The following is a 12,278-nucleotide window of genomic DNA, read 5'->3' as shown; positions in this document are numbered from 1 at the left end:
GCGCCACCGCGTCGCCTCCCGGTCGCGCCACGCGGGGACGTCCCACCGTCCTCGTGACCAACCGATCACGCTCCGAGGCCGCGCAACCGCCGCGCATTTCACCCGGCCGGGCCCACCGGACTAACGGATCTCGCCGACCGGCGGCATCACCAGCGGGCCGGCGCCCGGCAGGCCCGCCCGGGCCAGGCAGGCGCCCAGCAGCCGCTCGCCGACGAGCAGCGCGCCCCGCGCTCCGAGGCCGGCGAGCCCCGCTCCCACCCCGGGTACCAGCGCGGACGCCGCGGCCGGCTCCTCGCTGGACTTCGGCGCGCGCAGCCGGTCGAACACCGACGGCTTCGGGGTGAGCCGGACCCGGGGCGTCTCCCCCGCCGGCAGCCCGGCCCGGGCCCAGGCCAGGTCGATCGCGTGGGCGAGCCCGCCCAGTTCGTCCACCAGGCCGTGGTGGTGGGCGTCGGCGCCCGTCCAGACCCGGCCGCGGGCGAGCTCGTGGGCGTCGCCGTGCGACAGACGACGAGCCTGGGCGACCTTGTCCACGAAGTCGGCGTAGACGCGGTCGAGGAACTCGTCGAGCTTGGCCCGTTCGGTCGGGGTGAACGGCTGGCGCGGGGACATCATCAGCGCGTTCTCGCCGGCGGCGACGGCGCCGAAGCCGATGCCGACCTTGTCGAACAGGTCACGCACGACCTGCTTGCCGCCGAAGACACCGATGGACCCGGTCAGCGTTCCCGGGTTCGCGACGATCACGTCCCCCGCGAGCGCGACGAAGTACCCGCCCGAGGCGGCCACCGAGCCCATCGAGACGACGACTGGACGGCCCGTGGATCGGAACCGTTCGATCTCCCGACGGACTACATCCGAGGCCACATAGGAGCCTCCGGGGCTCTCCACCCGGAAGACCGCGGCGGCCACGGAGGGATCACGCGCGGCGGCGCGGAAGGCTGCCGTGACCGCGTCGGCGGCCAGCACCGGCCCCGAGAACGGCATCGTGGCCCCGCCGAGGACCACCGGCCCGGTGCCGTGCACGAGCGCCACCACCGACGTGCGCGGATCGATCTCCGGCGGCACCACGCCGGCACCGGCGGGCGACAGAGCCGCCGCGTCGGCCGGTCCCGCGCCCCCGGGACCACCGGCCGGCCCCGCGGGGGAACGGCCGGACTCCCGCGAAAAGATCGTCGCCGGCAGCGACGAGGCGAACGCCCCGGCCCGGCGCACCGGCGACTCGGCCTTGCGGACGGCCGCCCGCCGGTAGGCCGAGACGTACCTCAGCACCGGTTCGACCGTCTCACCGGCGTCATCGCCCGGTTCCAGGCCGGCCAGCGCGCGGGCCCGCTCCCGGGCGTGCTCGTAGACCTCGTCGCGGTAGCCGATCCGGTCGACGAGGCCGGCGGAGAGCGCCACGTGGCCGGCCAGCGGCGCGGTGTCGATCATGTGCCGGACCCGGTCGGCCGACAGGCCCCGGCTCCGCGCGATCCCGGCGACGATCTGCTCGGCGCTGGAGTCGACGAGGCGGCCCAGCGCCTCCCGGTGGGCGGGGGTGAAGTCCCGTTCCACCAGCGTGTTCACCGCGTTCTTGTACTCGTGGCGCTGACCGATCTCGACGGTGACCCCGAGCCGGTCGAGCGCGTCGCGCAGGAACGGGGTCTCCATCGCGACGCCGGTCAGCCCCAGGTCACCGGGCGGCGCGAGCCAGATCTCGTCGAACGCGCAGGCCAGGTAGTAGGCGACGGTGCCGCCGCCGAACTCGCCGAAGGTGTCCGCGTAGGCCAGGGCGACCCCACCACCGGCCCGGAACTCGGCGACGGCGTCCCGGATCTCCTGCACCCGCGCCAGCGGCATCCCGCAGGCGGCGACGTGCGCCACGACGACGCTCGCGCGCTCGTCCCGGGCCGCTCGGCGCAGCCCGTCGACGATCTCCCGCAGGCCGGTCCGCCGGTGTGAGACGGCCGCCGTCAACGGGTCCGCGGGCACGCCCTCGACCGGATCGGACGTCAGGTCGAGTTCGAGCACGATCGGGGCGTTGCGCCGCCGCGCGATCCGCTGGACGTCGGCGACCACCTGTCTGGGGGTTCCAACCATGCTCCGAGGCTAGACGCAAGGCCGGGTAATTCGGCGAGGCTGGTCGGGCGCGGCTGTCAGGGCCAACGCCGCCCGCCCACCATGACGGCGGCACCGCGGAACACCATGATCACCCGCGGGACGCGGGACGCGGCCGGGGCTCGGGGGGTCGTGTCACCGGGAGGCAGAGGTGCGCGGCGGAGCACCGGGAATCCCGGAGAAGGCCGGAGAAGGCCGGAGGTGGAGAATATTCACGCCTACCAGGCCTGTATGCACGGCGCTGAGGAACCGCGGCGGTTGAGTGACAGCCAGGACACTCACCCATCCGCCACGCATCGCCGGACGGCGGTATCCGGCCTGCGTAGTTCCTCGACGCCCGGTCAGGGCTCGCGCACCGGCCCGCCCGCGGCGCCCCGCTCCAGCGGGGGAGGGCTCGCGGCTGCCCACAGGTCTCGCCAGCTGTCGGCGGCCAGCCCACCGGGCTCCTCGCCGCGGGCGAGGGCGGCGTGCTCGGCCCGGGCCAACGTGTCCCGGAACAGCCGGGCCCGCCCACGCAGCGCGGTCTCCGGGTCGACGCCCCGCTCCCCGGCCAGCACGACCGCGGCGAACAGCAGATCCCCGATCCGCTCCTCGGCGCCGGTGCCCGCCCCGGCGGTCCCGATCTCCCGGGCCAGCTCCGCGACGAGGTGTGGCACACCGGCCCCGGCATCGCTGGCGGTCCTGGCGGCATCGGCATCGGTGCCGTTGTCCGCCGGGTGGCGGGGCAGCGCCAGCTCCGGCGGGAGTCCGAGCTTCGCGGCCCGCCGCAGCAGCTTGGCGGTCAGGAAGAGCGCCGGCGCGGACAGCGGCACGCCCTCCGTCACCGACTTCCGGCCCTTCTCCACAGCCTTGATCGCGTCCCAGTTGGTGACGACGTCGTCCGCCCCGGAGACGGCGACGTCACCGAACACGTGCGGGTGGCGGCGGACCAGCTTGGCGGTCAGCCCGGCCGCGACGTCGTCGACGTCCCAGCCCGCCCCGCCGGCCTCGGCGGCGACCCGGGCGTGGAAGAGCACCTGCATGAGGACGTCGCCCAGCTCCTCGCGCAGCTCCGCGAGATCGCCGTCCTCGATGGCCTGGTAGGCCTCGTAGGCCTCCTCGAGCAGGTAGGGCGCCAGCGAGACGTGGGTCTGCTCGGCGTCCCAGGGGCAGCCGCCGGGCGAGCGCAGCCGGTCCATGACCGCGACCGCGTCGAGCAGCGCCGACCCGGGCAGCTCGCGGGTGGCGACCAGCAGCTCGACCTCGACCCCCGGCCACGCGAGGTGGTCCCGGCCGGCGGCGTCCCGGCCGGCGGCGTCCCGGCCGGCGCGGGCGGCGGCGCGCAGCACGCGGTCGGCCGCGGTCGGTGAGACCGGGTCGAGCAGCCACGCGACCTCGGCACCCGGCCCGGCCGCGGCCCGCAGCTCGGCGACCGGGTCGACCTCCACGCCGGGCTCGGCGGGCGACGCCGACCGCAGCACCGAGACCTCGACGCCGGCCTCGCGCAGCGCCGCGGCCTGCGGGTGGTCCGGGCTGGCCGTCCAGACCCGGGCCGAGCGGAGCACGTCCCAGGCGGCGGCGGTCAACAGACCGGGGGCCACCCGGGCGCTGGTGGAGACCAGGGTGATGCGGGTTCTCCCGCCGGTCACGCGGCTGGTCACGCCGGTCAGGAGCCCAGGGTCAGGTCGAGCGCGGACTCCGGCGCGGCCGTCGTGGCGATCGTCCCGGGGGCGGAGACCACGGCGAACTGCTGGTCGTCCCACGAGCCGAAGCGCGGGTTGATCGAGACGTGCTCCCGGTCGGCGGCCGCGGTCAGCAGCGGGCGGAGCTTGACCGCGCGCTGGTCGGTCGCCAGGAAGCGCTGCAGGTACGGCCGGGCCGCCTCGAAGGTCAGCGGAAGGTCGCCGACCTGCGCCACGATGCTGTCGTACTGCGCGCGGGCGTCGGCCACCGAGGCGAGCGTGGTGGGCGCGATCTTGTCACCGAGGGCGGATTCCAGCGCGCCGGTGCGCACGATCACGCCGACGTCCTTCTTGGCGAAGCCGGCCGCGGCCGCCCGCGTCTCGAAGGCCTCGACGCTGCCGAACTGCAGCACGGCGTACGCCTGGTAGTAGGCGTCGACGTCCTGGCTGCTCAGCGTGACCCCGAGGCGGTCCGCCTCGGACTCGAGCACCTGGAGCTGCACCAGGGTGGTCAGCGTGCGGCGCTGCAGCTCGGCCCGGTCCAGGCTCTGGGCCGCCTGCTGGGCGGGGACGGCCGAGACGGCCTCGAAGCCGCGGTCGACGATCCCGCGCACCGTGGACGTCTCGATCGTGCTCGATCCGACCTGCGCGGCGGCCCCGGCGTGCGTCGTGCATGCGGTACCTGCGATGCCGGTGAGCACGACGAGCCCGAGCCCGGCCAGAAGACGCGGAAACTTCACAGTGCTGACCGTATCCGCTCGCCGGGCTTGAACGGTACAGGGCTATCACTTGGACGGTATGGGACGCTCCGCCGTGGTTCTCACCGGCTCGCGGCGGCGGCCACCGAGTCACCGGCGACGGCCTCCAGCAGCTGGCCGGCCCAGGCCAGCAGCGCGCGGTCACGCAGCGGGCGGGAGCCGATCCGGCCGGTCTCGGTGGGTGCCGGCACCAGCACCGTGCGCACGGCCGGCTTGACCACCGCGCCCTTGTAGAGCCTGGTCAGCCGCAGGGTCTGGCTCTCCCGCAGGTCCAGCGGGGCGAACCGGACCTGCCGGCCGGCGACCGTGATCTCGGTGACGCCGAACCGGCGGGCGAGCACCCGCAGGCCGGCAACGGCGAGCAGGTTCTCCACCGGCTCGGGCAGCGGGCCGAACCGGTCGGCCAGCTCGCCGCGGACCTCGGCGATGTCGGTGTCGGAGACCGCGCCGGCCAGCCGGCGGTAGGCGTCGAGCCGCAGCCGCTCGCTGGGCACGTAGTCGTGCGGCAGGTTCGCGTCGACGGGCAGCTCGACCTTGACCTCCGGTGGCTCCTCCGCCTCGCCCTTGTACTCGGCGACGGCCTCGCCGACCATCCGGACGTACAGGTCGAAGCCGACTGACGCGATGTGGCCGGACTGCTCGCCACCGAGCAGGTTCCCGGCGCCGCGGATCTCCAGGTCCTTCATCGCGACGGCCATGCCGGCGCCCAGGTCGTTGTGCTGGGCGATGGTGGCCAGCCGGTCGTGCGCGGTCTCCGAGAGCGGCCGGTCCGCCGGGTACAGGAAGTAGGCGTAGGCCCGCTCGCGGCCCCGGCCGACCCGCCCGCGCAGCTGGTGCAGCTGGGAGAGCCCGAAGTTGTCGGCCCGCTCGACGATCAGCGTGTTCGCGTTCGAGATGTCCAGGCCCGACTCGACGATCGTCGTGCAGACCAGGACGTCGAACTTCTTCTCCCAGAAGGAGACCATGACCTGTTCGAGCGCGTCCTCGTTCATCTGGCCGTGCGCGGTGGCGATCCGCGCCTCGGGGACCAGCTCGCGCAGCGCGGCGGCGGCCCGGTCGATGCTCTCCACCCGGTTGTGGATGAAGAACACCTGCCCCTCGCGCAGCAGCTCGCGGCGGATGGCCGCGGTCACCTGGCGCGGCTCGTAGGGCGCCACCGAGGTCAGCACCGGATGACGCTCCTCGGGCGGGGTGTCGATCGTCGACAGCTCCCGGATGCCGGTGATCGACATCTCCAGGGTCCGCGGGATCGGCGTGGCGCTCATGGTGAGCACGTCGACCGCGGTCCGCATCTTCTTCAGGTGTTCCTTGTGCTCGACGCCGAAGCGCTGCTCCTCGTCGACGATCACCAGGCCCAGGTCGGAGAACTTCGTCTCGTTGGAGAGCAGGCGGTGTGTGCCGATGACGACGTCCACCGTGCCGTTGGCGAGGCCGTCGAGCACGGCGCGCTGCTCGGACGGCGCGTTGAACCGGCTCACCGCCTTCACCGTGACCGGGAACGGCGCGTACCGCTCGGCGAAGGTCTGGAAGTGCTGCTGGACGAGCAGCGTGGTCGGGACGAGCACGGCGACCTGGCGGCCGTCGGTGACCGCCTTGAAGGCGGCCCGGACGGCGATCTCGGTCTTGCCGTAGCCGACGTCACCGCAGATCACCCTGTCCATCGGGACGGGCTTCTCCATGTCGGCCTTGACCTCGTCGATGGCCGCGAGCTGGTCGGGTGTCTCCCGGAAGGGGAAGGCGTCCTCCAGTTCGCGCTGCCAGGGGCTGTCGGGGCCGAAGGCGTGGCCGGGGGCGGCCATCCGGGCGCTGTACAGCCGGATCAGCTCGCCGGCGATCTCCTTGACCGCCTTGCGGGCCCGGCTCTTGCGCTTGCCCCAGTCGGCGCCGCCGATGCGGTCCAGGCTCGGGCCCTCGCCGCCGACGTAGCGGCTGATCTGCTCGAGCTGGTCGGTCGGCACGTAGAGCCGGTCGCCGCGGGCGTACTCGAGCAGCAGGTACTCGCGCTTGGCGCCGGCCACCGTGCGGGTGACCATCTCCACGTAGCGGCCGACGCCGTGCGCGTCGTGCACGACGAGGTCGCCGGCGCTCAGCGCCAGTGGATCGATGCCCTTGCGGCGCCGGCTCGGCATCCGGCGCATGTCCCGGGTGGTGACCCCGCGGGCGCCGGCGAGGTCGGTCTCGGTGAGCACGGCGAGACGCAGCGTGGGGCTGACGAACCCGTCACCGAGCTGGGCCTGGGTGACGACGGCCACCCCGGCCGCCAGTTCGGCGTCGGCCGCCAGCCGGGCGCCGAGGTCGGCCTCCCGCATCATCTCGACGAGCCGTTGCGCCGGGCCGTGGCCCTCGGTGACGAGCAGCACCCGCCAGGAGTCGGCGAGCCAGCCCTTGATGTCCGCGGTGGCCCGCGCGGTGTCCCCGTGGTAGGCCGTGGCCGGCCGCAGGCTGGCGACGACGGTGTCGTCGCCGAAGGTGTCGTCAGCGCCGCCTGCCGGGTCGGCGGCGAACGGGCTGACGGACCACCAGGGGATACCCAGCTCGGCGGCCCGCTCCCGGACGTCCGAGACCGAGCGGTAGGTCGCCGCGCCCAGGTCGATCGGCGCCCCGCCGCCGAGCGCCGCGACGCTCCATGAGGCGTCCAGGAACTCCTGGCTGGTCCGGACCAGCTCGCCGGCCCGGGTGCGCACCCGCTCGGGGTCGCAGACCAGCACCCGTGAGCCCGCCGGCAGCTCGTCGAGCAGCAGGGTCATCTCGTCGGTGAGCACGGGCGCGAGCGCCTCCATGCCCTCCACCGGGATGCCCTCGGCGATCTTGTCGAGCATGTCGACGAGCTGCGGGTGCTCCCGCGCCAGCTCCGCCGCGCGGGCCCGGACCTCGTCGGTGAGCAGCAGCTCCCGGCACGGCGGCGCGAACAGCTCGGCCGCCGGCTCGCCGTCCTCCGCGGGCAGCGCGCGCTGGTCGGCGACGGAGAAGCGGCGGATGTCGTCCACCTCGTCGCCGAAGAACTCGATCCGCAGCGGGTGTTCCTCGGTCGGCGGGAAGACGTCGAGGATCCCGCCGCGGACGGCCATCTCGCCGCGCCGCTCGACCAGGTCGACCCGGTGGTAGGCGATGCCCACCAGGCGGGCGGTGACGTCCTCGAGGTCGGCGGTGTCACCCTTCGCCAGCGCGACCGGGGCGAGCTCACCCAGCCGGGCCACCTGGGGCTGGAGCACCGAGCGGACCGGTGCCACCACGACGGCCAGCGGGCCCGCCCCGGTGGCACCGCCGGTGCCCGGGTGCGCGAGCCGGCGCAGGACGGCCAGCCGCCGCCCGACGGTGTCCGCCCGTGGCGAGAGCCGCTCGTGCGGCAGCGTCTCCCAGCTCGGGTACACCGCGACACGCTCGGGCCCCAGCAGGCTGCCCACCGCGTCGGCCAGGTCCTCGGCCTCACGGCCGGTCGCCGTCACCGCCAGGACGGTGCGGCCGGTCCGGGCCATCGCCGCCACCGCGAACGGGCGCAGCGCCGCGGGCCCGGCCAGGTCGAGGACGGGTTCGTCCGACGAGGCCAGCGCGCGGGTCAGCGCCGGGTCGCCGCCGGGGCGGGTGACTAGGGCGTCAAGCAGCGGCGCGAGGGTCATGTGATCCGTCCCGTGCCTCTCCAGTGCTAGCGAATCCGGTGCCGACGGACTACGCGGCGGCCACGGCGATGCGGCCAGACGACGGCCGACTCCGGTTGCAACAGCGATCCGACAGGCGGTACTGCCGGCCGTGAGGATCGCCGGCGGTGGGAATCCGGCGGAGGGCATCTCCACCGGCGGGCCGACCACCCCGCTGGGTACCGAAGAGGTGTACCCCGGACGCGGCGCCGTACCGGTCGTGGCACCGACCCGGAGGGGCACCCCCGCGGACCACACCGCCGCGGCGAGGGAACCCCCGGATACGGAGCCACCCTGGGTGCGGAGGCGTCCAGGACGCAGCCGTCCCCGGTGAGGTTCCCGGGCGGCGGGGTCGATATGACCAGCCTACGGCAGGGCGTCCGATCGAGATGCGGGCGCCGCGTGACGGATCGACGTACAGTCGTCAGACGCCCGGTTTGCCACCGGCGCCAGATGCTGACGTAAGGGTCGACTTGTCCACCACGCGACGCCGTGACGTCCACCAGATCGGGGATGTCGCCGCGCGAGTCGGGCTGTCCCTGCGCACGGTTCGGTACTACGAGGAAGCCGGGCTCCTGATGCCGGTCGGTCGAACGGTGGGCGGCTTCCGCCTCTACGACGACGACGCGGTCGACCGGCTCTTCCTGATCAGGAAGATGAAGCCGCTCGGTTTCACTCTGGAGGAGATGCGCTCCCTGCTCGTGCTGCGCGACGAGCTCGAGCGGGCGGACCTGCCCGCCGAGCGCCGCGCCGAGCTCCAGGCCCGGCTGGCGACCTGGGTCGCCCTCGCCGAGGAGAAGCTGATCACGCTGCGCGAGCAGGTGCAGGTGGCCGAGGCGTTCGTCGGTGGACTCCACGACGACGCCGGCCGCTCCGGCTCCGCCTGACCCGGCCCGGCTCCGCCCGGGGCCGCCGACCCGGTTCCGCCCGGGGTCGCTTACCTGACTCTGCCCGGGGTCCCGCGTGGGCGTTCACCAGAGCCGTTTGTAGGTGTCCGCCGAGCGTGGGTGCCGGTTGGGGTTGAGCAGCGACGAGTGGACGTTCCCCGGAACGTCGTCGCTGAAATACGCCTCGTAGGCGAGAATGGTCGCGTTGCTCTCGAAGATGTTGAACATCCGCTCGATGTAGAGCGGGTTGTCGCCGCCCGACTGGCCGACGGCGCCGGCCTTGGTGTTCTGCTGGCTGACCACACCCCACTCCGGTACCGAGAACAGCTTGCCGTGCAGGCGGGCGAAACTGATCACCTGGCACAGCCCCTCGGTGGCGTTGCACTGGGCGTCGAAGGCGGCGAGGGTCGGGCTCGGCGGGTACTGGTCGTAGCTGTCGATGCCGATGACGTCGACGTACGGGTCGCCCGGGTAGACGGCGAAGGCACTGTGCGGCCCGTGGGCGTTGATGTTCCAGTCGATGCGGACCTTCGGGCTCGTCTGCTTGATCGACGCCGAGGCGTTACGGAAACACTGCACGTAGGCCGTCGGGCTCGTCGAGGCCCGCCAGACGAACCAGTCGCCGTTGAACTCCCAGCCGAGGCGGACGAACGAGTCCCCGCGGCCCTCGCTCACCAGCCACCGGCCGAACTGGCGCCATTTCGCGTTGTAGTCGCCGGCGGCGCAGTCGGCGAGATTCCCCAGCTCCGGGCCCGAGTCAGGGAAAAGCGGAACACTGATTACCAGGGTTCCGGCGAAGTTGGAGAACGTCGACGCGCTGCGACCGATCCAGGGGTTCACGATCGCGTCCCAGCTGTTGCGGTCGGTGTAGGTGACCACCACGTCCACCGGCCGGCCACGGAACTGTGCCCAGGCCGTGGCCTCGGCCACCGTGTGCGCGGCCACCCCGCTGGGGAAACTCCCCGCGGTCGCCGCCCGCGCCACCCGGGTCGCCGGCCCCGGTGGCGGGGCGGCCGCGCCGGACCCGGCCGCCGCCTCGGCCGAGGCGGGTGCCGGCGGCGGCACAGCGGCCGGCGAGGGCGCGGCGGACGGGGTCGGCGTGACCGGGCCCGCGGCCACGTTCGCCGGGCTGTTCTGGGCCGGCCCGAGCATCCAGGCGACCAGGGCCAGCACCGCGGCCAGGGCGACCAGGCCCACCGGCAGGTACGGGTGCCGCCCGGGCTTCGCACCCCAGTGCTCGATGATCCAGTCAGTGACCCGGTGCGGCAGCGAGGCGTCGGCCGCCGGCGCCGGCCGGGCGGACCGCGCGGAACCGTGCCCGTCGCTGACGGGGTCGGCGATGGGCAGCACCCCGGTGAGGTGGCCGCCGGCGGACCCGGGTTGCGAACGCTCGGAACGGCCACGCTCGGGCCGGCCACGCTCGGAGCGGCCACGCTCGGGCCGGCTGCCCTCGGGCCGGTTGTTCTCGGGCCGGTTGTTCTCGGGCCGGTTGCGGTCGGCGGCCGAACGCCGCTGCCGCGACTGCTCCGGAGGTTCCTGCCCACGGTGCTGCCGCTGCGACTGGCCACCCGGCCGCGGGGAGCGCGCCGGGCGTTCGTCCGACCGCTCGGCGCGCTCGGACCCGGCCACCGGCCGCGCGGAGCGTTTCCGCACGGCGGTGCCCTCCTCGGGCGTCCACCCACGCGGGCCGTCCCGGCGGCGGGTCCGCTCCGGGCTCCGCTCCGAGGACCGCCGGTCACGGCCGGGCTGGCGGCTCCGCTGGTCGTGGTCCCCGCGGTCGCGCGTGCTCTGCTTTGGGCGGGCCGGCGGCAGGATGACCGTCTCGTCGGCGCGTGCCCCACCCGGCCCGGTGGAACCCGTCCCGCCGGGCCGGGACTCGCTGTCGAAGTCCCGCCGCTGGAAATGCCGGGTTGCGAGATCACCGGATGGCCGCGCCGAGGGCGGCGACTCCGACGGTGGCAACTCCGGCGGCGGAGGCGGAGGCACCCGCGAGGGCGGTGCCGCCCACGGGGCGGGGCGGGCGGGCTCGCCGGCCCCGGCCGCCGGCCCGTCCCAGGACCCCACCGCGTCGGGACGCCCGTCCGAGCCGCGGTGCCGGCCGCGGTCGCGCTCGTGACCGGACCCGTCGTACCCCGGCGCGGAATCACCACCGCCGCCGTCCACGGGCCAGCCGGGTCCGGACCGACGCGGCTCGGACCGACGCGGCTCGGGCTGACGCGGCTCGGGCTGACGCGGCTCGGGCTGACGCGGCTCGGGCTGACGCGGCTCGGGCTGACGCGGCTCGGGCTGACGCGGCTCGGGCTGACGTCGCTCAGGCTGACGCTGTCCGGGCCGTTCCGGTGCCTCGTGCCGTTCCGGTGCCTCGGGGCGGTCGGGTCCAGGGGTGTCCCACCCGGGGACGTCCCATCTGGAGTCGCGGTCGCGGTGCGCCCCGTCCGAGTTCCGTCCGCGATCGCCGGGCCCGTGGTCATCGGGCCACCGCGCTCCGGACTCGCCGCGCGCGGCGGATCCCGAGTAGGCCGGGCCCTCCGGATACGGGGCGATCGGCGGGGCCGGCGAACGACGCCGCGCCGGCCGGCGCCGGGAGGAGAGCATCTCGGGGTCGAAAGGCGGGCGGGGAGCCCGGTCAGGGGGTGGAACGTCGTCGCCGCGCCGGTAGACCCCGATCGACCAGTCGGACGCCGACCGGGTGCCCGCGGGGCCGTCGTCGACGACCCATTCGCCGGTCGGCTCGTCGCCACGGCCGGCGCGGGTCACGTCAGGGCGGCCGAAGTCGTGGCCCTGCCACTCGTCAGGCGGCATGGGCAGCGCCCCCGGGCCTGTCGTCCCGCCGAGCTGGGGCCTGAATCAGGTCGAGCCGTTTACTAAAGGCAATAAGTTCGACCGAGAGCATGGATCTCACCTCCCGGCCGACGTAGAGAAAGACAACGGTATAGGCGCGCCGAGGCCAGCGACCGCGCGGGCCGGGTGGATGACATGGAGACGTCGGACCACGTCCTTCATCCCAGGACATCCGGCAAACCGTAACAAGGTCGACGCACACCGGTGTCAAAGGGACCATGGAAGAGCCCCCCGCGGACCGGCACTCACGTCAAGGTCGACAGAGTCGTCCGGCCGGGTCGGCGCGGTCCGACCCGCCCATGCTGACCAGGTACTTCGGGACCGTGGACCGGCACGGAAGGGGCGGTACGGTACCGTTGCCGCGTCGCGCCCGGCGCTCACGGCCGGCGGTTGGCCGCCGGC

6 protein-coding genes are annotated in these 12,278 nt (G+C 74.4%); 1 reads left to right on the top strand and 5 read right to left on the bottom strand.

What is annotated here, in order from left to right; all coding sequences use genetic code 11:
- Window positions 1–120 precede the first annotated feature (120 nt).
- From sppA to mfd, 4 genes are all read right to left on the bottom strand, one after another.
- Complete coding sequence (sppA, locus tag B056_RS0112035; RefSeq protein WP_026239603.1) at window positions 121–2,076, bottom strand: signal peptide peptidase SppA; 1,956 nt, start codon at window positions 2,074–2,076, stop codon at window positions 121–123.
- A 359-nt stretch (window positions 2,077–2,435) separates the two neighbouring features.
- Complete coding sequence (mazG, locus tag B056_RS0112030; RefSeq protein WP_018502114.1) at window positions 2,436–3,734, bottom strand: nucleoside triphosphate pyrophosphohydrolase; 1,299 nt, start codon at window positions 3,732–3,734, stop codon at window positions 2,436–2,438.
- A 5-nt stretch (window positions 3,735–3,739) separates the two neighbouring features.
- A complete protein-coding gene (locus tag B056_RS0112025) occupies window positions 3,740–4,495 on the bottom strand; it encodes a SurA N-terminal domain-containing protein (RefSeq protein WP_018502113.1) in 756 nt (251 codons plus the stop codon).
- Window positions 4,496–4,575: 80 nt separating this feature from the next.
- Entirely contained in the window at window positions 4,576–8,130 is a 3,555-nt protein-coding gene (gene mfd, locus B056_RS0112020; RefSeq protein WP_018502112.1) for a transcription-repair coupling factor, read from the bottom strand.
- 491 nt (window positions 8,131–8,621) lie between these two features.
- On the opposite strand from mfd, the gene B056_RS0112015 reads away from it, so the two are divergent.
- Window positions 8,622–9,035 carry a MerR family transcriptional regulator gene (locus tag B056_RS0112015; protein ID WP_018502111.1) on the top strand — a complete coding sequence of 138 codons (414 nt, stop codon included), beginning with the start codon at window positions 8,622–8,624 and terminating at the stop codon, window positions 9,033–9,035.
- A gap of 84 nt (window positions 9,036–9,119) precedes the next feature.
- On the opposite strand, the gene B056_RS39410 is transcribed toward B056_RS0112015, so the two are convergent.
- Window positions 9,120–11,837, bottom strand: coding sequence for a glycosyl hydrolase (locus B056_RS39410; RefSeq protein WP_018502110.1), 2,718 nt, complete (start codon window positions 11,835–11,837; stop codon window positions 9,120–9,122).
- Window positions 11,838–12,278 lie beyond the last annotated feature (441 nt).

Source organism: Parafrankia discariae (assembly GCF_000373365.1).
Classification (GTDB): Bacteria; Actinomycetota; Actinomycetes; order Frankiales; family Frankiaceae; genus Parafrankia; species Parafrankia discariae.
The sequence above is the reverse complement of the archived record's forward strand: the minus strand, read 5'-3'. Positions and strand labels throughout refer to the sequence as shown.

What these genes read in the sequence shown, in the direction of transcription:
- sppA (WP_026239603.1), bottom strand. Translation starts at nt 2,076, where the DNA reads ATGGTTGGAACCCCCAGACAGGTGGTCGCCGACGTCCAGCGGATCGCG.
- mfd (WP_018502112.1), bottom strand. Translation starts at nt 8,130, where the DNA reads ATGACCCTCGCGCCGCTGCTTGACGCCCTAGTCACCCGCCCCGGCGGC.
- B056_RS39410 (WP_018502110.1), bottom strand. Translation starts at nt 11,837, where the DNA reads ATGCCGCCTGACGAGTGGCAGGGCCACGACTTCGGCCGCCCTGACGTG.